We start from the raw sequence: 21,990 nt of genomic DNA, 5'->3' as shown, positions 1-21,990 counted from the left end.
GCCCCGAGCGCGTTCGCCGTCGGATTAGCCGAAGATGGCACGGATGAGGAGCACGCCAATGGCACCGATGCCTGCCGAGGCCGGCAGGGTGATGACCCACGCCAGGCCGATGGGCTTCATCAACTGCCAGTTGGCGCTCTTGTTGACGATACCGACGCCCAGGATCGCGCCGATGAGGATGTGCGTGGAGGACACCGGCAGGCCCAGCACCGAGGCGCCCATGACCACGGCCGCGGCCGACAGCTCGGCGGCGAAGCCCGAGGCCGGGTGCATCTTCGTCAGGCCCGAGCCCACCGTCTTGATGACGTTTCGGCCGATGAACCACAGGCCGGAGATCAGGGCCGCACCACAGGCGATCGTGATCGCCGCGGGCACGGCGGCCTTGGCGGACAGGGAGTCGGAGCGCAGCACGTCGATGATGGCTGCGAAGGGGCCCACGGCGTTGGCGATGTCGTTGGAGCCGTGCGAGAAGGCGAAGGCGGAGGCAGTGAAGACCTGCATCCAGGAGAAGAGGGTGAAGGTCGCCTTGGACAGGGCCTTCTTCTTCATCGAGCGGGCAAAGATGAAGATCGAGAACCAGACGACGACGGCGATCATGCCCATGATGAGCACGTTCTGGAACGTGTCCAGGCCCAGGGAGAGGTTCTTCAGGCCCTTGAACAGCAGCATGGCGGAGATGACCACCGAGCCGCCGGCGGCAAGCAGCGGCACCCACGTCTCCAGGGCCTTGTGCGACTGGATCTTGTCCGCCTTGCGTTCGATGCGCAGCAGCTCCTTGAAGTAGTCGGACTCGAGCTCGTCCTCCTCAAAGTCCGGCATCGCCAGGGCGGCGGCGTCGCGCGTCATCTTGTTGGTGTAGGCCAGCTGCTGCAGCTCGGTGAGGCGCTCGAAGGAGGCGCGGTGGGCGTCGCGGTGGGCGATGCGCTCGGCGTGGATGGCACGCATGCGGGCGTCCGCCTCCTCGCCGTAGATGAGGATGTGCTTCTTGATCCGGCTGAAGACGAACCAAGAGGCCAGCACACCCAGGCACGGGGACAGCACCCAGGAGATGGCGATCTTGCCGATCCCGCCCCACTGGACCATCTCGAAGCCACCGGTGCCGGTGACCAGACCGAGGGTGACGGCCGCACCGACGATGCCGCCGATGATCGCGTGCGTGGTGGACACCGGCCAGCCCATCCTCGTGGCGGTCAGCAGCCACAGGGCCGCCCCGAGCAGGGCCGACATCATGATGAAGGCGAAGTCATTGGGCGCCAGCGCCGCGTGGGAGAGGTCGACGATGCCTGAACGCACCGTGTCAGTGACGTCACCGCCGGCCAGGACGGCGCCGGAGACCTCGAAGACGGCGGCGACGATGAGCGCCTGCTTCATCGACAGGGTGCCGGCGCCCACCGAGGTGCCGAAGGAGTTGGCGACGTCGTTGCCTCCGATGTTGAAGGCCATGAACAGGCCGACGATGGAGGTCACCAGCAGGATGAGGTGGTCACTCGGGTCATTGATGTAGCCGACGGCCCAGGCGATGAACCAGACCGCCGCGATGACGAGGATGGCACCGAAGGTGAGGTGCCAATTGCGGTCAGCGCCCAGGAAACGCGAGGCTAAGGCGTCGGCCGCCTCTGCGTCCTGCTCCCCGTTGAGTCGTTCGGCCCGGTTGAGCTCGTGGGCAACCTCGGAGACCAGGTCCGGGTTGGTGGGGGGAGCGGCCAGGGAGCCGCCTTGCGGGGAGTCGGGGATCATGCCGTCTGGCACGTCAGCGGACACAGCGTCCTCCTGAGAGATGCGGGAACCGCGCGTAGGCGCGGCGGTGGAAGCATGACGACGCTAGGTGAACGGAAGGTAACGCCCGGGATAGCAATGCGTCACAAGAAGCTCGTCTTGATGAAGGAGACGAGCCCGTCACCCATCATCTGCACCGCGATGGCGGCCAGCAGGAGGCCGAGGATACGGGTGAGCACACGAATCGCCGTCTCTCCCAGCACCTGGTGCAGCACGACCGAGTAGCGCAGGGAGGCCCAGACGATCAGGTGCGTGGCCAGCAGGGCCAGCGCCACCGTCACCCATCCGACGACGGGGGTGGCGGCCGACTCGACGGCGACCATGGCGGCCACGATCGCGCCCGGCCCGGCCAGCAGGGGCGTGCCCAGCGGGACGAGGGCGGCGTTGGCCGAGGAGGACGAGGGGTCGGCCTCGTCCTCGCCGTCGGTCAGCAGCTCGAGGGCGACCAGGAGCAGCAGCAGTCCTCCGGAGATCTGCAGGGCGGGCACGCTGATGCCCAGGAACTGCAGGATGTAGCGGCCGAAGAGGGCGAAGACGAGGATGACCCAGAAGGAGACCAGGGTGGCCTGGAAGGCGGAGCGGCGCCGGGCCGCAGGCTCCTGACGGCTGGTGAGCGACAGGAAGATGGGCACGGCGCCCAGGGGGTCCTGGATGACCAGGATGGTGGTGAAGGCCGTGGCGAAGAGGATGGGGCTGAAAACTGACTCGAGCATTGAGGCGTGTGTCCGGGTGACAGGTGCTGGTGCACGGCGGCGGGGATGGGCGAGGGTCCGGAACAACCGTACCTGGACAGGACCGCGGGTGGTGCCCTGCGCCCAGCCCGTCAGGGCATGAGCGCCCGGCCCGTCAGGGCATGACGAGGCCCAGGTTCCCCTCGTCGAGGATGCGCTCGAGGAGCGCGGCGCCCATGAGGTGTTCCCCCAGCCGGTTCGGCTTTCCCCGCCCGTGGTAGTCCGAAGACCCCGACACCCCCAGCCCGAGGCTCTCGGCCAGCGCACGGGCCTGCTCGCGCTGGGCGGGCGTGTGGTCGCGGTGGTCGACCTCCAGGGCGGCCAGGCCCGCCTCCGCCATGCGCGCGAAGGTCTCGTCCGGCACGAGCCGGCGCTGGCGCCCGCCCGCCCGCGGGTGGGCGGCGATCGGCACACCCCCCGCGGCGCGCACGAGCACACAGGCCTCCACCGGGTCGAGCGCCCAGTAGCGCACGTAGTAGGGGCTGGAGGTCGCCAGCGGGCCGTCGAAGGCGGCCGCCCGGTCCCGGAAGGCACCGGCGGCCACGAGGGCGTCGGCGATGTGGGGCCGGCCGATGGTGCGAGAGTCCACGGCCTGCTCGACGACGTCCTGCCAGGTGATGGGGTAGTCCTCGCTCAGCAGCTCGACCATGCGTTGGCTACGACTCTCCCGGGAACGGCGGGCGGTGGCGAATGCCTCAGCCAGGGCGTCGTCGTCGGGATCGAAGAGGTAGGCCAGCAGGTGGAGGGTGAGGCCCCGGTCGGCGCAGGAGATCTCGGTGCCGCGCAGGAGGGCGACGCCACTGGTGGGCACGGCTGCGGCCGCCTGCTCCCACCCGGCGGTGGTGTCGTGGTCGGTGAGGCCGACGACGTCGAGCCCGGCCCGCGCGGCGGCGGCCATGAGCTCGGCCGGGGTCTCGGTACCGTCTGAGCACGACGAGTGCGTGTGGGGGTCAATGCGCGGTGACAGGGGCAGGCCGTCGATCACGCCGACAGTGTAGTGAGGGGCCGACGTCGGCCCGGACGGCCCTCCGACGCCGAGCACCACGTCCGTCCGACGCCGGCCCGGGCAGCCGGTCGGCCGGCCGACGTCGTGCACCGCGGCCGACAGTGGAAGGATGCGGCTTATGACGCAGTCCCCGAACGACACCCGGCCCACCACCAGCACCGACCAGAGCGAGCTCACCGACCCGCAGTCACTCTCGCGGCGCGGCGACAACCGCTCCCACCGGCCCACGAACCCGGCCTTCAGAGACTTCATCGGCTCCGCCTGGGGGCCGCGCCCGGCCGACCTGCCGCCGCTGAGCGACGCCGCGCCCTGGGCCGCCGCGCGCCGCGCCCGCCTGGGCGCCCAGTTCCTCGGCGACCGCCTGGTCCTGCCTGCCGGTCCCCTCAAGGTCCGCAGCAACGACACGGACTACCGCTTCCGCCCGCACTCGGCCTTCTCCCACCTGGCCGGCACGGGCACGGACTTCGAGCCCGACGCGGTCCTCGTCCTGGACCCGCTCACCGCCCCCGGGCAGGCCCCGGCCAACGGCGAGGCCTCCCACGAGGCCGTCATCTACTTCCGTCCGCGGGCCTCGCGCACGAGCGAGGAGTTCTACGCGGACCCGCGCTACGGCGAGCTGTGGGTGGGGGTGCGCCCCTCCCTGGAGGAGGTCGAGGCGGCCACCGGTGTGCGTGCCGCACACATCGACTCCCTGGGCGATGCCCTGGCCAAGGACGCGGGGCCTGACGGCGTGGGGCTGCGGGTGATCGCTGAGGCGGACGCAGCGGTCACCACCCTGGTGGACCAGGTGCGTCAGGCGGCGGGCCTGGCCGGCGGCCAGGCGGCCCAGCAGGTGGACGACGCCCTGGCGGAGGCGACCAGCGAGCTGCGTCTGACGAAGGACGCCTGGGAGGTCGACCAGCTCCAGGCGGCCGTGGACGCCACGAAGGTGGGCTTTGACGACCTCATCCGCTCGATCCCGCGAGCGCTGACGCACTGGCGCGGCGAGCGCGTCCTGGAGGGAGCCTTCGGGGCGCGGGCGCGCGAGGAGGGCAACGGCCTGGGCTACGAGACGATCGCGGCCTGTGGCAACCACGCGAACACGCTGCACTGGATCGTCAACGACGGTGCCGTGCGCCCGGGCGAGATGGTGCTCGTCGACGCCGGCGTCGAGGTGGACTCGCTGTACACCGCGGACGTCACCCGCACGATCCCGGTGGACGGCCGTTTCACCGAGCCGCAGCGCCGCGTCTACGAGGCGGTGCTGGAGGCGGCGGACGCCTCCTTCGCCGTGGCGAACGAGCCGGGGGCGCGCTTCCGCGACCTGCACGCGGCCGCGATGAAGGTGCTGGCCCAGCGCCTGTTCGAGTGGGGGCTACTGCCTGAGGGTGTGGAGCCGGAGGCGAGCCTGGCCCCCGACGGCCAGTACCACCGTCGCTGGATGGTGCACGGCACGAGCCACCACCTGGGGCTGGACGTGCACGACTGTGCGCAGGCGCGCCGTGAGATGAGCATGGACGCCCTGCTCGTGCCGGGCATGGTCTTCACGATTGAGCCGGGCCTGTACTTCCGGGCGGACGACCTGCTCGTGCCCGAGGAGATGCGAGGGATGGCCGTGCGTATCGAGGATGACATCGTCATCCGCGAGGACGGGCGCGCCGAGCGCCTGACGGCGGCCTTCCCCCGCACGGTGGCTGAGGTCGAGGCCTGGGTGAGCGGCCTCCTCGCCGGCTGAGGCCGGGGGCCGCCGTCGGCAGGAGGATGGACACGTTGACACATACCGATATTATCGGTATATGCCGATGATTCATGGACCTCTGCCGACAGACCTCACCCGCGACACGGGCTCGGTCGAGGAGGCGACGGACCTCGCCGGGCTCCTGTCCGTCCTCGCCGACCCCACGCGCCTGGCGATCCTCCAGCACCTGCGCGGCGGTGAGCACCGCGTCGGCGAGCTCTCCGAGCACCTGGGCCTGGCACAGTCCACGGTCTCCCAGCACCTGGGGCTCCTGCGTGACGCCGGGCTCATCTCCACCCACACGCACGGGCGCGCCCGGGTCAGCTGCCTGGAGCACGAGGACCTGCTGACCTCCGTCCTCGTCACCGCCCGCGCGCTGCTCGCCTCCGCCTCCGCAGCGGCCCCCGACGCAGAGCACACGCCATGAGCGGGCGCAACGGCGGGCAGCATCCGGCCGCCCACGCCCACACCCACACGGCGACGTCCTCGATCACGCGCCTTGGCATCGTCCTGGCGCTGACCGCGACGGTCCTGATCGCCGAGGTGGTCGCCGCGCTCCTGTCCGGCTCCCTCGCCCTGCTGGCCGACGCCGGACACATGGCCACCGACTCGGCCGGTCTCGTCATCGCGCTCGGCGCCGCCATGCTCGCGCGGCGCCCAGCCTCACAGCACTCCACCTGGGGCATGCGCCGCGCCGAGGTCATCGGAGCCGCCCTCCAGGCCGGCATGCTGTCCGTCGTCGGCCTTGTGGTCGCGGTGCGGGCCCTCACCGACCTGGTCTCCCCCTCACCGGTCGCCTCCACACCGATGATCGTCATGGGCGTCATCGGCCTGGTCGCCAACGCCGTCGGTCTGCTCGTGCTCGCGGGCGGTCAGGGCGAGAGCCTCAACATGCGCGCCGCCTTCCTCGAGGTCGCCAACGACGCGCTCGGCTCCGTCGGTGTCCTCGTGGCCGCCGTCGTCATCGCCGTCACGGGCTGGCAGCAGGCCGACGCCGTCGCCTCCCTGCTCATCGTCGTCCTCATCGTGCCGCGCGCGGTGTCGCTGCTGCGCTCGGCCGGCAGCGTCCTCATGGAGCTCGCTCCCCAGGACCTCGACCTGAGCGAGGTGCGCCGACACCTCATGGGTCTCGACGGCGTCGTCGCCGTCCACGACCTGCACGCCTGGACGGTGGCCCCGGGGCTGCCGGTGCTCACCGCGCACATCGTCATCACCGACGAGCGCGAGGCTGCAGGGGCCACGGGTGACCTGCTGTGCGCCATGCAGTCCTGCGTGGCCGAGCACTTCCCGGTGAGCATCCGGCACTCGACCTTCCAGATCGAGCCGGCCGGCCACCGCGAGCCCGAGGCCTGCGCCTGAGGCACTGACCGTCTCAGTGGCACCGGTAGCGCCGCCGTCTCAGGCCTCGCGTTCCGACGGCGTCCCGGCCGCGGGGTCGTCGGCCCCGGGTCGTCGTGTCCCGACGTCGCCCCCCGGCTCCGCCCCGACGTCGGACAGCCGCACGCCAAAGCGCGGCTGCTCATCCGGGCGCGAGCCGAAGGCCGTGGGCTCGGCGTCCCGGGCGGCCCGACGCTCCTCGGCACGGCGCGCCGCGGCCCCGCCCCGCGTGAGGTTGCCGGGCGCCCGGGACAGGGCCTGGGCCGCCTGCGCAGCCTGCTGGGCGGCGATGATGGAGTAACGCGAGGCAATGACCGCGCTGGTGGAGGTGAAGTCGCGCCGGCCACGGGTCAGGGCGTAGCTGACCACCTGGAACAAGATCCCCCACACGATGCCCAGGAGCATCGCCATGAGGAAGCTCGCACCGCCCGTAGGGGCGCCGTTGCCGAAGAAGGAGAGCATGGCTCCGACGAGCACGCCGAGCCACAAGCCCGAGGCGGCGCCGGAGGCCACGGCGCGCCCCCAGCTCATGCGCCCGGTGATGTTCTCCACCTGGCGCAGGTCGGTGCCGACGATGGCGAGGTAGTGGACGGGGAAGCCGTCGTCACTCAGGGAGTCGACGGCGGCCTGGGCCTCCGGATAGGTGGCGAAGGAGGCGACCTCCTCACCCTGGGGCATGGTCCTGGCACGGCTCGCCGGGTAGGCGCTCATCGGCTGACTCATGAGGTCATCGTCCCATGCGGGCCTGAGTGCGGCAGGCGTCTCAGGGCACCGTCACGCTCAGGGCGCATAGTCTGTGCCTGTGGAGAACACAAGTACTCGCAGCACGAGCCGCCCGTCGGCCACGCGCGTCTTTGTCGCGCGCCTCGTCGGCACGGGTGTCTTCGACCCCCTGGGCGACGCCGTCGGCAAAGTCCATGACGTCGTCGTGCTGCTGGCCCATCGCGGGCAGCCGCGCGCCGTCGGCCTCGTCATCGAGGTGGCCGGCCGCCGTCGGGTATTCCTGCCGCTCTCGCGTGTCACGGCGATCAACCCGGGTCAGGTCATCACCACGGGCCTGGTCAACATCCGCCGTTTCGAGCAGCGCGCGGTCGAGACCCTCGTCTTCTCCGAGCTGCTGGACCGGGTGGTGACAATGCGCGACGGCTCGGGCCAGGTGAGCGTGCGCGACGTTGCCATCGAGAAGGACCGCAACCGCGACTGGAAGGTCACGCGCCTGTTCGTCCAGCGGGCCTCCTCCGGGCCGCTGGGCCTGCGCCGCGGCGAGACCTTCATCGTGCGTCCCGACGACGTCACGGGCCTGGCCGGATCGCTTGGGCCCCAGTCCGCGGCGGCCCTGCTGGCGACGATGGAGGACCTCAAGCCGGCGGACCTCGCCGGCGTCCTGGCCGACCTGCCCCTGGCGAGGCAGGTGGAGGTGGCCGCCGAGCTCGAGGACGCCCGCCTGGCCGACGTTGTCGAGGAGCTGAGCGACGACGAGGCCGTCGCCCTCATCTCCGCGCTCGACGCCGCCCGGGCCGCGGACGTCCTGGACGCGATGCAGCCCGACGACGCCGCCGACCTCGTGGCCGAGCTGCCCACCGCCAAGGCCGACGTCCTGCTGGACCTCATGCAGCCGGATGAGGCCGAGGACGTGCGCCGCCTGCTCACCTATGACGGTTACACCGCCGGTGGCCTCATGACGACGGAGCCGATCATCCTGCCGCCGGAGGCCACGGTGGCGACCTTCCTCGCCCAGGCCCGCAAGGCGGAGACCGCACCGGCGCTGGCGGCGGTGGCCTTTGTGTGCCGCCCGCCCCTGGAGACGCCTGCGGGTCGTTTCCTGGGGATGGTGCACCTGCAGCGGGCCCTGCGTGAGCGGCCGCAGCAGCCGCTGGGCTCGATCCTCGACAAGGACCTCGACGTCGTTCTGCCCGACGACTCCATCGGTACGGTCACGCGCCTGCTGGCGACCTACAACCTCACGGCGCTGCCGGTCCAGGATGAGGCCGGGCGCCTGCTGGGCGCGGTGTCCGTCGACGACGTTTTGGACCACCTCATGCCCGACGACTGGCGTGAGGCCGACGACGCCGTGACCGACGAGATGATCGAGAGGAGCGCCAATGCCTGAGCAGCTCGACCAGCCGCTGGAGGAGGGCCGCGCCCGCCGGCTGCGCTGGATGCGTCCTCGCAGGCACACCTCCTCCGACACGTCGGGGCGGGTGTCTGAGGCGATCGCCCGGTTCTCGGGCACACCGACCTTCCTCATCTGGCTCACGCTCTTCGTCATCATCTGGATGGCGTGGAACACCTTCGGCCCGTCCTCCATGCGCTTCGACAAGGCCGAGCTCGGCTTCACGGCCCTGACGCTCATGCTCTCGCTCCAGGCATCCTACTCGGCGCCGCTCATTCTTCTGGCGCAGAACCGTCAGGATGACCGCGACCGGGTCACGGCGGAGCAGGACCGTCAGCGCGCCCAGGCGAACCTGGAGGACACCGAGTACCTGACCCGTGAGATCGCCTCGCTGCGCCTGGCGATGAACGAGGTGGCCACCCGCGACTTCGTGCGCAGTGAGCTGCGGGACATGCTCGCCGAGCTGGTGGAGGAGGAGCGCCGCTCTCGCGAGGAGATCGTCGGCGAGATCGTCGAGGAGCTGGCGGATGAGCACGATGAGCGTGCCGAGCACGACGAGCACGCGGAGCACGAGGCCCAGGAGGAGCGTGCCGGGCACGAGGCCCAGGACGCAGAGCCGGGGCCGGCCGGGGCCTGACTGGGACGGCACCGACTCAGCCTTGCCTGACGCATGCCGTGTCATCGCCGTCGGCACCTGACGTCACCGGTGCCTGACGAGAGCCTCGTCCCATCGGGGCCCGGGCCCGTGGCGGGCCCGTCCGTCTCCCCTACGATGGCACCATGCCCACGACGCCCACGATGCCCACTCAAGAGCAGGTCCTCGAGGCCCTGAGCCGAGTCAACGACCCGGAGATCCGCAGGCCCATCACCGAGCTCGGCATGGTCGAGTCCGTCGAGATCGGTACCGACGGCGTCGTCACCGTCGGCGTCCTGCTGACCGTGGCCGGCTGCCCCCTGCGCGACACGATCACCGCCGACACCGAGCGGGAGGTCGGCGCCGTGCCGGGTGTCACCGGCGTGCGAGTGCAGATGGGCGTCATGACCGACGAGCAGCGCGCCGAGCTGCGTGTGCGCCTGCGCGGCGGCCAGGCGGAGCCGGAGGTTCCCTTCACCAAGCCCGGCAGCCTCACCCGCATCTATGCCGTCACCTCGGGCAAGGGCGGGGTCGGCAAGTCCTCTGTCACGGCGAACCTCGCGGCGGCCCTGGCGTCCCAGGGCCTGAGCGTCGGCGTCGTCGACGCGGACATCTACGGCTTCTCCATCCCCCGCATGCTCGGCGTGGACCACGTGCCCACACAGCTCGACGGCATGATCGTGCCGCCGGTGGCTCACGGGGTGAAGGTCATCTCCATCGGCATGTTCGTGGAGGACAAGCAGCCCGTCGTCTGGCGCGGCCCCATGCTGCACCGCGCCGTCCAGCAGTTCCTCACGGACGTGTTCTGGGGCGACCTCGACGTCCTGCTGCTCGACCTGCCGCCCGGCACGGGTGACGTGACGATCTCCGTGGCGCAGCTGCTGCCCAACGCGCAGATTCTCGTGGTGACGACCCCGCAGACGGCGGCGGCCGAGGTTGCCGAGCGCACGGGCCTCATCGCGACACAGACCAAGCAGAAGGTTGCCGGGGTCATCGAGAACATGTCCTACCTGCCTCAGGCGGATGGCTCGCGCCTGGAGATCTTCGGCGCGGGCGGCGGCCAGGCGGTCTCGGCCTCGCTGACCCAGACGCTCGGCTACGAGGTGGAGCTGCTCGCCCAGCTGCCGCTCGACATCCAGCTGCGCGAGGGCTCCGACGCCGGCGTGCCGGTGACGGTGGCCAACTCGGGCCGTCCTCCGGCGGACTCCCCGGCGGCCCTCGCCCTGAGTGAGGTGGCGCAGCGCCTGGGCCACACCCAGCGCGGCCTGGCAGGGATGCGTCTCGGCATCAGCCCGGTGACCAGCTGACCGTCCTCCCGGGCTAGCCCGTCCCGGCCGGGCCCACTGTCACTGCTGCCGCTGCCCCGGTGCGTCCCGCCTGGGTGAGGCTGTTGGCCCATCTGCGTGTCCGACGGTGCCCGCATGCCGGTCCAACGGATCCGCCTGTGCCTCGGGCTGTCAGTCGAGGGCGCCCGGGCGTGCGAGTTCGAGGGTTGCGTGGGAAGCGGTACGTGGCGGCGGGACAGGCGGCGACCACGGACCTGGGGCGACCACAGGGACGACGGCCTCGGGTCCCGGGACTCGGCCCTTCGGTGACGTGTGGTGTCCGGGTTGCACGCTCACGCTTGTCGACGTCTGTCAGAATCCGCGGAATCCTGCGGTTTTCTAGATCGGTGTTCTCGAGTCATTCGGCTCCCATGTGCGTGAGCAACCCCCACGCACATGGGAGCCTCAACAACAGTTTTCGACCTCAGGGCACAAACGGCGAGATACCAGCGAAAAGTCCGAATCGTCCAAATCACACCAGTCACATGAGCGTGCAAGCCCACCCGGCGCGCGGAGCCCGGGGCAGGCCCCGTGCGTCACCGGTCGAGCGCACCCGCCGAACTCCTCGGTGTGCTCTCGAACGTACGGCACAACACCGTACGTTCAAGACCAAAACGAGGAGCTCGAGGCCAGACGGGGCTCAGGCCGGACAGGGACCGTTCCGGCGGGGGTGGTCAGTCGACGGCAGCGACCAGGGCCTCGCGCGAGGTACGGGCGGCGGCAGCGGAGGCGCGCACGACGTCGCGCGGGGACAGCGGTCGCACGCGCTCGGCCCGCGGGGCATCGGCGACGAGGGTGGAAGGGATCTCATCCGGCACGAGGTCCACGGCCTCCTCAGCAGCCTGGGCGGCGCCGACAATGGCGTCGGCCGCACCGGAGAAGAACTCACGGCGCCCGGTGTCGTCAACCTGCTCGGTGACTTCACCCTGGCCCGCGGTCTCGACCTGTTCGGCGGCTGCGGCCTCCTGGGACTGCGAGGAGTCCTCCTCGGCCAGCTCGGTGGCCTGCGGCTCGTCGTCGGGAACGACGGCGAAGGCGGCATCGTCGGTCAGTTCGCGGGCGGCGCGGTGCATAGCGGTGCTCTCCTCGGCCAGCCCAGGCAGGACCGCGGCACCACGGGCCGCACCGATGGCGGCCTCGACCTGCTCATCCGTAAGCGCGTCGACGTCAACGGACGCCTCGGCAGCCGGGGTATCCCCGGTGCTTTCTGCGTGTGCGGCCGAGACCTGGGCCGGCACCGTGCCGGCCTCGGTCTCGGCGACGGCATCAGCCGCCGTGGCATTCGCCGCCTTGCGGGTCTCCTCGGCCTTCTCATCGATCATCGAGGACAGGGACTTCTTGCCGTGGCGTGAACGGGCGTCCTCCGTGACGGCCTTGGCGGCGGCGTCGCTGGACTCTTTAGCGGCGGCGCTGAAGGACTCGAAGGGCTGGGACAGGTCCTTGCGAATCGCGTCGAGATCCTCACCCAGGGCATCGCGCACGATCTTGCGCGGGTCGTAGTTGCGGGGGTCGAGGTCCTGGAGGTTGAGGTCGGCGAGCTCGGGGCCAACCTCCTCGGCGATCTGAGCCTTGGCGTTGTCGAGGAAGAGCCGCAGCTGGCGCACCCACTGAGTCAACTTTCGGGTGTACTCCGGCAGGCGCTGGGGACCGATGATGACCACCAGCACCAGCAGGAGGACGATGAATTCATTCCCGTTAATGCCGAACACCACGCCAGTATAGGGATACGGCGGGTTTCTCCCGACCGTCACCCATCCCGCTTCCGCCCTATCCGCCCAGGGCGATACCCGCTTAAGGGCCCGCGCCGTCCACGCACTGCGCCTGAGGGCACCGGACCTGGGACAATGGCCCCGGCACGCGCGGCCCGCACGTGTCTGCGAGGAGAGAGGCAGCGCCATGAGCGCAGACAAGACGCTGAGCTGGTCCTACACGGAGGAGTTCCCCCTTGAGCCCGAGGCCCAGGCGCAGGCCAGGCGGCGCGGCATTGAGCTGGGGGTCGGCCCGGTCTCGCCTGCCACCGGCGCGCTGCTCAGCACGCTGGCGGCCGGCGTCGGCGCCCGCTCGGTCGCCGAGATCGGCACCGGTACGGGAGTTTCGGGCCTGTGGCTACTTCAGGGGATGGGTCCCGACGGCGTGCTCACGACGATCGACGTCGAGGCCGAGGTCCAGCGGGAGGCCCGCCGCGCCTTCGACGCCGCCGGGTACCCGGGCTCGCGCACGCGTGTCATCCAGGGACGCGCCTCGGACGTCATGCCGCGTATGGCGGCGCGCTCCTACGACATGGTGGTGCTCGACGTCGACCCGCTGGAGGCGGCCGCGCTGGCCGAGCAGGCGCTGCGGATGCTGCGCGTCGGTGGGGTGCTGGCGGTGACGAGGGCGCTGTGGAACGACCACGTGGCGGACCCGGCCCGTCGTGACCAGACGACGGTGGCGGCGCGAGAGCTGGGCAAGGCGCTGCGCGAGCGCGAGGACCTCGTAGTCTCCCTGCTGCCGGTGGGTGACGGGCTGCTGGCGGTCGTGCGCCGCGCCTAAGCCCCGCCCCATGCGGGCAGTGCGCACAGACGTCGAGACGGGGCCGGGTTCTTCAGGACCCGGCCCCGTCTCGATGTGCAGGAGGCTCAGCCTGCGGGCTCCTTGCCCCTGTGCGAGCCGCCCGGTGGTACACGATCAGATCGTCACGTACGTCAGATCTTGCACGTACGTCAGATCTTGACAGAGCCCAGGGCCTCCTGGAGCTGCTTGATCTCGTCGGGGCTGATCTCGACGACGAGACGGCCGCCTCCCTCGAGCGGGACCCGCATGATGATGGAGCGACCCTCCTTGACGACCTCGAGCGGGCCGTCACCCGTCCTGGGCTTCATGGCAGCCATGTGATCCCCTTTCGGTGAAGAGCGCACTGAATCGCACGGTTCCTTGCATCTTAGGCCACCTGGCGGCCTCAGTGCGTGCTTCGTGGCGAAGTCCACTCGGTGCCGACGACGGCGCCAGCGCCACGGCCCGTGCCTCCAGTTCCAGGCCGCCCCGGCTCCGGTCAGCTCGCGGGCAGCCCCGGCCCCGTCAGCGCCACCCGGCCTGGTCGTCCAGCAGACCGCCCCGGCCCCGTCAGCGCCACCCGGCCTGGTCGTCCAGCAGACCGCCCCGGCCCCGTCAGCCTCGGGCGGCCCGGTCGGCCCGCAGACGGCGCGCGGACCCGACGACGTCGTCCACGGCCTCCTCGGCCGTGTCGACGACGCGCACGAGGTCGACGTCCCCAGCGGAGATGACCCCGGCGCTCACAAGGGTGCCTCGCAGCCAGTCCATGAGACCGCCCCAGAAGGAGGAGTCCACGAGCACCACCGGGAAGCCGTCAACCTTCTGGGTCTGGACGAGCGTGAGCGCCTCAAAGAGCTCGTCCATCGTGCCGAAGCCGCCGGGCATGACCACGAAGCCGTCGGAGTACTTGACGAACATCGTCTTGCGGGCGAAGAAGTAGCGGAAGTTGATCCCCAGATCGACGTACTCGTTCATGCCCTGCTCGAGGGGCAGCTCGATCCCGAGGCCGACGCTCACTCCCCCGGCCTCGTGGGCTCCCTTGTTCGCCGCCTCCATGGTGCCGGGGCCGCCGCCGGTGATGACGGCATAACCGTGGCGGGCCAGCCCTGCGCCGACCTCTTCGGCCAGGGCGTAGGTGGGCTCCTGCGGCGTCGTGCGCGCCGAGCCGAAGACGCTGATGGCGGGCCCCAGCTCCGCGAGCGCGCCGAATCCCTCGACGAATTCGGACTGGATGCGCAGCACCCGCCACGGGTCCGAGTGGAGCCAGTCGGTGCCCTCGCCGCTGGTGAGCAGGCGCGCGTCGGTGGTCTCGGCGGGGATCAGGGAGCCGCGCAGCAGCACGGGTCCCTTGCGGTAGGACTGTCGGAGTTCTGTGTGCTCTCGTGATGTCATGGGGCGATCCTCGCGCATGAGGGCGGGTGTTGTCGCTCGGGCGCGGCGTCGCCGTCGTCTCCCACCGCCGCGCCCGGGCACACGGTCCTTGTGGCCCGGATTACCCATGAGGGCGGTCACGATCACCACGTACTGCGGGTCCGGACCGGTACGTTCTCAGCATGACTGAGACCCCCTCCCTCATCGACGAGGTCGGTGCCTGGATCAACGAGGACCCGGACGCCGTCACCCGCGCAGCACTATCCTCCCTCCTGGCAGCCCACACGGCCGGTGACGCCTCGGCGACCGCCGAGCTGACCGACGCCTTCTCGGGCAGCCTCCAGTTCGGCACCGCCGGGCTGCGCGGGCGCCTGGGCGGCGGTCCCCACCGCATGAACCGGGTCGTCGTCATCCGTGCCGCGGCGGGCCTGGCCGCCTACCTCAAGGACCGCCTCGGCGAGGGCTTCAGCGTTGTCATCGGCTACGACGCCCGCCACGGCTCCGCCGTCTTCGCCCGTGACACCGCCGCCGTCGTCACCGGCGCCGGCGGGCGGGCGATACTCTTCGACCGCCACTGCCCCACCCCCGTCCTCGCCTTCGCGCTGCGGCATCTGAAGGCCGACGCCGGCGTCATGGTCACCGCCTCGCACAACCCGCCCCAGGACAACGGCTACAAGGTCTACCTGGGCGGGCGCGCCGTCACCGACTCCGGCCGCGGCGCCCAGATCGTGCCGCCCTACGACGCCGACATCGCCGCCGCGATCGCCGCCGTCGGCCCCCTCAGCAGCGTGGCCAGACCCGAGTCCGGCTGGGAGACGATCGGCGAGGAGATCGTCGAGGAGTACACGGCCGCCGCCTGTGTCTCGCGTGTGCCCGCGGCCGCGGACCTGAAGATCGTGCTCACCGCCATGCACGGCGTGGGCGGGCAGATCTGCCGGGACGCCCTCAGGCGTGTGGGCTTCGACGACGTCGTCGTCGTGCCCGAGCAGTTCGAGCCGGACCCCGACTTCCCGACCGTCTCCTTCCCCAACCCGGAGGAGCCCGGCGCCCTCGACCTGTCCCTCGCGCTGGCGCGCGAGGTCGGCGCGGACCTGGTGATCGCCAACGACCCCGACGCGGACCGCTGCTCGGCGGCCGTGCCGGACCCGCACACGCCCGGCGGGTGGCGTCAGCTCACGGGCGACGAGGTGGGCTCACTGCTGGGTGAGCAGGCCGCCGAGCTCGCGGCCTTCGCCGGCACCGGTGTGCTCGCCAACTCGATCGTCTCCTCGCGCCTGCTGCGCAGGATCGCCCAGGCGCACGGCCTGGGGCACCGCATCACGCTCACGGGCTTTAAGTGGATCAGCCGGGTGCCTGGCCTCGTCTTCGGCTACGAGGAGGCCCTGGGCTACTGCGTGGATCCCAAGAAGGTGCGGGACAAGGACGGCATCTCCGCCTCGGTGCGCCTGGCGCTGCTGGCCTCGGTGCTCAAGCAGCAGGGGCGCAGCCTGCTCGACCTGCTCGACCGCCTGGCCCGCGAGCACGGCCTGTACGCCACGAGCCCGCTGAGCATGCGCGTGGAGGACCTGTCCTTCATCACTGAGGCGATGGAGCGTCTGCGGGCGGGCGGTGGCCCGGCGCACCTGGCGGGCTCGCCGGTCGTGGACGTCTTCGACCTGCTCGACGGCGCCAGTGACGGCAACGGCGGCCAGCTGCCCCCGACGGACGGCCTCATCTTCAAGACGGCGGCGGACGACCGCGTGGTCATCCGCCCCTCGGGCACGGAGCCGAAGCTCAAGTGCTACTGCGAGGTGGTGGTGCCGGTCGCCGTCGACGAGCCCGTCGAGGTGGCCCGCCGCACGGCCGCCGACCGCCTGGAGCGCATCAAGACCGACCTGAAGGCCGTGCTCGGCATCTGAGGCGCTCAGGCTGACAGGGCCCGGCGGGTGCCGACGGAGCCCGCCCAGACGAGGGCGCACAGGGCCCCGATGCAGCCTCCGGCGCTCAGCTCACCCAGCACGGCGACGGCGAGTCCCGCCAGCGCGCAGCCGGCGCCCACGAGCGCTGAGCCGATGACGAGGGCGTGCACGCTGCGCACCCAGGGCACCACCGCCGCCGCGGGAGCGGCGATGAGCGCGATGGGCAGGATCGTGCCCAGTGAGGGCACGAGCACGACGATGGCGACGCAGACCATGCCCATGACGGCGGCGTCGGCGGCGCGGGCACTCATTCCCGAGGCACGGTGCCCCACCGGGTCGAAGGCGTGGAAGGCCAGGCGCGGGCCCGCGGTCACCAGGAGCAGCGCTGTCAGGGCCAGGCACACGCCGGCCGTCCAGGCATCAGTCGTCTTGACGTTGAGCAGGGAGCCGGCGAGGAAGCCGTCCACCTTGAGCGGCAGCGGGGCGAACCAGGTGCTCAGCAGGTAACCCAGGGCGAAGCCTGTGGACAGCACCGCCCCGGCAGCCGCCTGTGCAGACACACCGGGCACGCCCTGGAGCCAGCGGGCCAGGGCGAGCATGGGCAGGCACATGAGGGCCGCGCCCACGAGGATCGCCACTGACAGGACGGCGTAGCCCGCCCGCCCGCCCCAGATCGCCGGGACGGCCCAGGCGGCGACGACAACGCCGGCCACCGCCCCGGGGAAGGTCGAGTGGGTGAGGGACTCGGCCAGAAAGATCCGGCGCTCGATGAGGGCGATGGCGCCGACGGCACCCGCGAGCAGCCCCACGAGGACGGCAACGGTCATCGGGAGCGCGAGCAACTGCCAGGAGACGGGGATGATCACTCGACCTCCCGGGCGCCGCCTGCGACGGCACCGCGCGTGAGCCCCGTCGACTGCCGTGAACGCAGAGCCCCGGTCACGCGCGCCCCGCCGACCGCCACCACGAGGGCCAAGGCCATGACCATGATGACGGCCGCCTGGGGCGAGACCGGACGCGGCGAGGGTGAGACGGCCAGGAGCAGCCCCAGCCAGCCTCCCGCGACCCCGACGACCAGGGCGGTCACCACCATGCCGGGCACCGAGCGGGCCAGCACGCGGCCGGTGGTGCCGGGCAGGGTGAGCAGGCCGATGACGAGGAGGGTGCCCACGGCGGTCGCGGCGGCGACGACGACGGCCGCCACCGCGGCGTTGAGCACGAGGTCGAGGGCCAGGACCCGCAGCCCGGAGGCTCGGGCACCGACGGGGTCGAAGGCGATGGCGACCTGCTCCTTCCAGGTCAGCAGCACCAGGAGCAGGGCCAGCACGCTGACGACGAGGGCCTGGGCCAGGCGCAGGTCGGTGACCTCAAGCAGCCTGCCGAACATGAGGGCCTCGAGCTGGCCGGACATATCCCCATTGGCCAGTAGGACGACCATCCCGACGGAGAAGAATCCGGTGAGGACGACGGCGGTGCCGGCCTCTGAGGCGTCGCGCCGCGAGTGGTGGTCCACCCAGGTCAGGGCGGCGGCGGCCAGCGCCCCGGCGACGGCTCCGGCAGGCACGATCATGCCCGTCCCGGCGGTCACGGCGCCGACGACGATCCCGGGGAAGACGGCGTGCACCAGCGCCTCGGCGTGGAACTCGGCGCGGCGCAGGTTGACGAGCGTGCCCACCAGGGCGCACACGAAGCCCAGGACGATGAGCAGCACGAAGGGCCGGAACAGGAAGGGTGCGGTCGCCAGGGGGGCGATGCCGGGGATACCGGACACAGCCTCGCGCAGGGCCTCGACCGCGGCGGCCACGAGGCGGGTGAGGGTGTCGCTCATGCGGTGCCCACAGGCAGCGGGTCGGCGCCGACGGCCTCATCGGAGGAGAGGACCGGACTCGCCGTCGGAAGGTGCGGCGCGACGGGCAGGCCCAGGAGCCGGGCGGCGTGCTCGGGGCCGGCGCCGTAGGCCTGCTCGACGAGCGCGGGCACGAGGACCTCCTCGCGGGGCCCGAAACCCACCTGATGGCCGGCCAGCAGGGCCACCTGCTCACAGACCTCCTGGGCGAGGATCAGGTCGTGTGTCGAGACGACGACGGCGACGCCGTCGGACTTCAGCCCGGACAGGATGCGCAGCAGGGCGTCGCGGTTGGGCTGATCCAGGCCGTTGAAGGGCTCGTCGAGCAGGACGAGGCGGGGGCGCGAGGCCAGGCAGCGGGCGAGCAGGACGCGCTGCTGCTGTCCGCCGGAGAGCTCGCCGAAGCGGCGGGTGGCGACGTGGGACAGCCCGACGGTCCCCAGGGCATCGCGTGAGCGCTCGCGCTCGCGCCGTCCCGGGCGCCGCAGCGGCCCCAGGGCGGAGACGGTGCCCATGACGACGACGTCGAGGGCCGTGACGGGGAAGGTCGGGTCGAGGTCGGCGACCTGCGGGACGTAGCCGATGCTCCCGGCCGGTGCGCGGCCCGGCGCCTGGCCGTTGACGCGGGCGGTTCCGTTGACAATGCGGACCATGCCGAGCAGCGCACGCAGCAGCGTGGTCTTGCCCGAGCCGTTGGGGCCGACGAGCGCCAGCGCCTGGCCAGCCCTCAGGGTGCCGGTGACACCCGTGAGGACGGGGGTTCGCCCGTAGGCCAGGGCGAGGTCCTCCAGCACGACGGCGGTGGTGCCGTCATACTCGGCGGTGCGGCCGGCGGTCGGGGTCGTCCCGGCTGCCACGTGCGGCTGCTCGGCAATAGTCATGTGCTCTCTTCCGAAGGTCAGGACTCGACGACGTTGGTGGGCGCCCACTCGGACAGCTCGGCGGGCACCTCAGAGACCGTACCTCCCCACGCGGTGGTGAGGTTAAAGACGTTGTGCAGGATGGAGCCGATGTAGGTCTCGCCGTCGGAGCCGGGCTCGCCCAGGGAGTCGCCGTACAGGGCCTCGTCGCCGATGACGGCGCGCACGCCGGCCAGGGCGGCGACCTTCTCGACGGACTCGGGGTTGTTGGAGTTCTCGGCGAAGATCGCGACGGCGCCGGAGGCGGTGATGGCGTCGGCGGTCTGCTGGATCTTCTGGGCGGTGGCGTCCTGCTGGGCGTTGAAGTCGCTCATGGCGGCGCCCTCGAAGCGGATGCCGTAGGCGTTGGAGAGGTAGCCGAAGGCGTCGTGGCTGGTGAACAGGACGCGGTGCTCGGCGGGCACGGTGGACAGGCTCTGCTCGGCCCAGGTGTCGAGGGCGCTCAGGAGCTCGGCGTAGGCGCTGACGTGGCTGTTGATCGTGTCGGCGGCCTCGGGGGCGACGGAGGTCAGGGCGGCGCCGATGTTGGCGACCTGGATGGCGGCGTTGCGGGGGTTGGTCCACACGTGGGGGTCGTAGCGGAACTCGGCCTCCTCGCCCGGCTCGGGGGCGAAGGGCCAGGGGGCGACCTCGACGGCCTGGGTGCCGCGGTCGATGGTGTAGGGCAGGGCGGTCTCGGCGTCCTTGTTCGCGCCGGGGGTGTCGACGTCGTCGGCGGTCAGGACCCCGGAGGTGACGACCATGGTGCCTTTGAAGCCGGTGGAGTCGATCGCGTCGTCGAGGAAGTGCTCGAGGTCGACGCCGTTGACGAGGAAGAGGTCGGCCTCGGCGAGGGCCGCGGACTGGGAGGCGGTCATCTCGTGCTCGTGGGCGGAGGCGTTGGGGGCCAGGAGGCAGGTGAGGGTCAGGCGCACGGGGGCGGTGGCGGGGTCGGCGCCGAGCTCGGCGGTGGTGCCGTCGGCACCGGTGCGCGAGAAGGAGAGGTCGTCGCCGCCGGAGGCGAGCTGGGTGACGTAGTCGCAGATCTGGGTGGTTGATGCGACGGCGTGGATCGTCGTGGCCTCGGCGTTGACGTCGACGGCGGACTGGGAGGAGCCGCAGGCGACGAGGGCCGGGGTGGCGAGGGCGAGGGCGGCGAGCGCCAGGGCGGTGCGCCTGGACGACCTGATAACTGTTCTCATGCGGCCCAGATTATTTCGGTTACCCGAAACATTCAAACGAGAGTCCGGCTTCTGGTCCCGATTGTGCGCGGTCTCTCACCGCCCCCGCCGGTCCCGTGCGGGCCCCTCAGCCGGTCGACGGCGAGGACCCGGCTGATCACCGCCCCCGCCGGTCCCGTGCGGACCCCTCAGCCGGTCGACGGCGAGGACCCGGCTGATCACCGTCCCCGCCGGTCCCGTGCGGACCACGGCCGCGGGGACGGGATCAGTGCACGACGACGGCGCCGGTGCCTCCCGTGAGCAGGAGGCGCCGGTGCCGTAGCAGTCCCGTGATGAGCGCGCGCTGGGCGTCGTCGGGACAGCGTCGTGGGGTGGGTCTGGGGCCTCAGTCCTCGAGGCCGTCGAGGATCGCGACGCTCGCGGACACGCCCAGGCGCGAGGCCCCGGCCTCCACCATGGCCAGCGCGTCCTGCGCCGTGCGGATGCCGCCCGAGGCCTTGACGCCCAGGCGCTCGCCCACCGTCTCGCGCATGAGACGCACCGCGTGAACGCTGGCGCCGCCCGCGGGGTGGAAGCCGGTGGAGGTCTTGACGTAGTCCGCGCAGGCGCGCTCGCTGGCCTGGCAGACGGCGACGATCTCCTCATCGGTCAGGGCCGCGGACTCGATGATGACCTTGAGCAGGGCGGCGCCCACGGCCTCCTTGACGGCCCGCACGTCCGCCTCGACGGCGTCCCAGTCGTGCTCCTTGACCTGGCGGAGGTTGACGACCATGTCCACCTCGTCGGCGCCCTTGGCCACCGAGTCGGCCGCCTCGGCCGCTTTGACCGCGGTCGCGTGGGCGCCCGAGGGGAAGCCGCAGACCGTGGCCACACGCAGGCCCTCGGGCACCTCGACGGGCAGCTGGTTCGGGCTCACGCACACCGAGAAGGTGCCGAGCTCGACGCCCTGGGCGATGAGGGCGGCCACCTGCTCGCCCGTGGCCTCGGGCTTGAGGAGGGTGTGGTCGATCATGGCGGCGATCTCACGGCGAGTCGTCATCGGGGCGTCCTTTCGTCGGTGGTGGGCTCTGGCTGAGCCTACGGCGCCCGAGACCACACCGCGGATATGGGAGGTGGTTTCCGACGGCGACGCCGCCGGGTCATTGCCTGGCGTGATCGTGATCAGGCCCGGGGCCTGGACGGCTTGGAGGACGAGAGAGCCCATCCACCTCGTCCCCCAGCGCTCCACCTCGTTCCTCGCCCATCCATCTCGTTCCCCAGCACTCCACCTCGTTCCTCGCCCATCCATCTCGTTCCCCAGCACTCCACCTCGTTCGCTGGAGGAACGAGATCAACTTCTGAGCAACGAGATCAACTCCTGCGCAACGAGATCGACTTCTGAGCAACCCAGAAGATCGCTAGGCGGGTGGGGTGTCGCGTACGACGGTGATCGCCGGACGTGAGCGTGACCAGGCCCGGGGCCTGGGCGACTTGGAGGACGAGAAAGCCCATCCATCTCGTTCCCCAGCGCTCCACCTCGTTCCTCGCCCATCCATCTCGTTCCCCAGCACTCCACCTCGTTCGTTGGAGGAACGAGATCAACTC

At 71.3% G+C, this 21,990-nt stretch carries 20 protein-coding genes; 8 read left to right on the top strand and 12 right to left on the bottom strand.

Annotated elements, in window-relative coordinates; genetic code table 11:
• Positions 1 to 24 precede the first annotated feature (24 nt).
• The 3 genes from ID810_RS04130 to ID810_RS04120 all read right to left on the bottom strand — a co-directional run bounded on the left by ID810_RS04130 (position 25) and on the right by ID810_RS04120 (position 3,492).
• Complete coding sequence (locus ID810_RS04130) at positions 25 to 1,761, bottom strand: inorganic phosphate transporter (protein ID WP_235931494.1); 1,737 nt, start codon at positions 1,759 to 1,761, stop codon at positions 25 to 27.
• A gap of 98 nt (positions 1,762 to 1,859) precedes the next feature.
• Positions 1,860 to 2,489, bottom strand: a complete 630-nt coding sequence (locus ID810_RS04125; protein ID WP_166855579.1) for a MarC family protein — start codon at positions 2,487 to 2,489, stop codon at positions 1,860 to 1,862.
• 133 nt (positions 2,490 to 2,622) lie between these two features.
• A complete protein-coding gene (locus ID810_RS04120) occupies positions 2,623 to 3,492 on the bottom strand; it encodes a PHP domain-containing protein (RefSeq protein ID WP_243856536.1) in 870 nt (289 codons plus the stop codon).
• 139 nt (positions 3,493 to 3,631) lie between these two features.
• Between ID810_RS04120 and ID810_RS04115 the strand changes: the two genes are divergently transcribed.
• From ID810_RS04115 to ID810_RS04105, 3 genes are all read left to right on the top strand, one after another.
• Positions 3,632 to 5,227, top strand: a complete 1,596-nt coding sequence (locus ID810_RS04115; protein ID WP_188232580.1) for an aminopeptidase P family protein — start codon at positions 3,632 to 3,634, stop codon at positions 5,225 to 5,227.
• 61 nt (positions 5,228 to 5,288) lie between these two features.
• The gene (locus ID810_RS04110; RefSeq protein WP_166855583.1) at positions 5,289 to 5,657 is read left to right on the top strand and encodes an ArsR/SmtB family transcription factor; all 369 of its coding nucleotides are present in this window, start codon (positions 5,289 to 5,291) and stop codon (positions 5,655 to 5,657) included.
• Positions 5,654 to 6,589 carry a cation diffusion facilitator family transporter gene (locus ID810_RS04105; RefSeq protein ID WP_166855586.1) on the top strand — a complete coding sequence of 312 codons (936 nt, stop codon included), beginning with the start codon at positions 5,654 to 5,656 and terminating at the stop codon, positions 6,587 to 6,589. The genes ID810_RS04110 and ID810_RS04105 overlap by 4 nt, the downstream gene beginning before the upstream one ends.
• Before the next feature lie 39 nt (positions 6,590 to 6,628).
• Here ID810_RS04105 and ID810_RS04100 read toward each other — a convergent pair whose 3' ends face one another.
• Positions 6,629 to 7,330: a YflT domain-containing protein gene (locus ID810_RS04100; RefSeq protein WP_243856538.1), complete on the bottom strand. Its 702-nt coding sequence runs from the start codon at positions 7,328 to 7,330 to the stop codon at positions 6,629 to 6,631.
• Between the two features lie 79 nt (positions 7,331 to 7,409).
• Between ID810_RS04100 and ID810_RS04095 the strand changes: the two genes are divergently transcribed.
• The 3 genes from ID810_RS04095 to ID810_RS04085 all read left to right on the top strand — a co-directional run bounded on the left by ID810_RS04095 (position 7,410) and on the right by ID810_RS04085 (position 10,661).
• Complete coding sequence (locus tag ID810_RS04095) at positions 7,410 to 8,717, top strand: magnesium transporter MgtE N-terminal domain-containing protein (RefSeq protein WP_166855588.1); 1,308 nt, start codon at positions 7,410 to 7,412, stop codon at positions 8,715 to 8,717.
• On the top strand, positions 8,710 to 9,357 hold the full coding sequence (locus ID810_RS04090) for a DUF1003 domain-containing protein (protein ID WP_166855590.1): 648 nt from the start codon (positions 8,710 to 8,712) through the stop codon (positions 9,355 to 9,357). Before ID810_RS04095 ends, ID810_RS04090 begins: the two co-directional genes overlap by 8 nt.
• 143 nt (positions 9,358 to 9,500) lie before the next feature.
• The gene (locus tag ID810_RS04085; RefSeq protein WP_166855592.1) at positions 9,501 to 10,661 is read left to right on the top strand and encodes an Mrp/NBP35 family ATP-binding protein; all 1,161 of its coding nucleotides are present in this window, start codon (positions 9,501 to 9,503) and stop codon (positions 10,659 to 10,661) included.
• A 692-nt stretch (positions 10,662 to 11,353) separates the two neighbouring features.
• On the opposite strand, the gene ID810_RS04080 is transcribed toward ID810_RS04085, so the two are convergent.
• Entirely contained in the window at positions 11,354 to 12,388 is a 1,035-nt protein-coding gene (locus tag ID810_RS04080; RefSeq protein WP_166855594.1) for a twin-arginine translocase TatA/TatE family subunit, read from the bottom strand.
• A 187-nt stretch (positions 12,389 to 12,575) separates the two neighbouring features.
• On the opposite strand from ID810_RS04080, the gene ID810_RS04075 reads away from it, so the two are divergent.
• Positions 12,576 to 13,211, top strand: coding sequence for an O-methyltransferase (locus tag ID810_RS04075; RefSeq protein ID WP_166855596.1), 636 nt, complete (start codon positions 12,576 to 12,578; stop codon positions 13,209 to 13,211).
• Positions 13,212 to 13,381: 170 nt separating this feature from the next.
• Here the strand turns inward: ID810_RS04075 and ID810_RS04070 are convergent, their stop codons facing one another.
• Complete coding sequence (locus ID810_RS04070; protein ID WP_166855599.1) at positions 13,382 to 13,549, bottom strand: DUF3117 domain-containing protein; 168 nt, start codon at positions 13,547 to 13,549, stop codon at positions 13,382 to 13,384.
• A 277-nt stretch (positions 13,550 to 13,826) separates the two neighbouring features.
• Positions 13,827 to 14,603, bottom strand: coding sequence for an LOG family protein (locus ID810_RS04065; protein WP_166855601.1), 777 nt, complete (start codon positions 14,601 to 14,603; stop codon positions 13,827 to 13,829).
• Between the two features lie 161 nt (positions 14,604 to 14,764).
• On the opposite strand from ID810_RS04065, the gene ID810_RS04060 reads away from it, so the two are divergent.
• A complete protein-coding gene (locus ID810_RS04060; RefSeq protein ID WP_166855603.1) occupies positions 14,765 to 16,480 on the top strand; it encodes a phospho-sugar mutase in 1,716 nt (571 codons plus the stop codon).
• Between the two features lie 5 nt (positions 16,481 to 16,485).
• On the opposite strand, the gene ID810_RS04055 is transcribed toward ID810_RS04060, so the two are convergent.
• From ID810_RS04055 to deoC, 5 genes are all read right to left on the bottom strand, one after another.
• Complete coding sequence (locus ID810_RS04055) at positions 16,486 to 17,346, bottom strand: metal ABC transporter permease (protein WP_243856540.1); 861 nt, start codon at positions 17,344 to 17,346, stop codon at positions 16,486 to 16,488.
• The gene (locus ID810_RS04050) at positions 17,343 to 18,308 is read right to left on the bottom strand and encodes a metal ABC transporter permease (RefSeq protein WP_166855605.1); all 966 of its coding nucleotides are present in this window, start codon (positions 18,306 to 18,308) and stop codon (positions 17,343 to 17,345) included. Before ID810_RS04050 ends, ID810_RS04055 begins: the two co-directional genes overlap by 4 nt.
• Positions 18,305 to 19,207: a metal ABC transporter ATP-binding protein gene (locus ID810_RS04045; protein WP_166855607.1), complete on the bottom strand. Its 903-nt coding sequence runs from the start codon at positions 19,205 to 19,207 to the stop codon at positions 18,305 to 18,307. The genes ID810_RS04050 and ID810_RS04045 overlap by 4 nt, the downstream gene beginning before the upstream one ends.
• 17 nt (positions 19,208 to 19,224) lie before the next feature.
• Entirely contained in the window at positions 19,225 to 20,427 is a 1,203-nt protein-coding gene (locus ID810_RS04040) for a metal ABC transporter substrate-binding protein (RefSeq protein WP_166855609.1), read from the bottom strand.
• Between the two features lie 364 nt (positions 20,428 to 20,791).
• Positions 20,792 to 21,445: a deoxyribose-phosphate aldolase gene (gene deoC / locus ID810_RS04035; RefSeq protein ID WP_166855611.1), complete on the bottom strand. Its 654-nt coding sequence runs from the start codon at positions 21,443 to 21,445 to the stop codon at positions 20,792 to 20,794.
• Positions 21,446 to 21,990 lie beyond the last annotated feature (545 nt).

This window comes from Actinomyces respiraculi, assembly GCF_014595995.2.
Taxonomy (GTDB): domain Bacteria; phylum Actinomycetota; class Actinomycetes; order Actinomycetales; family Actinomycetaceae; genus Actinomyces; species Actinomyces respiraculi.
Note: the sequence above shows the minus strand (reverse complement) of the source record. Positions and strands in the feature narration are given on the sequence as shown.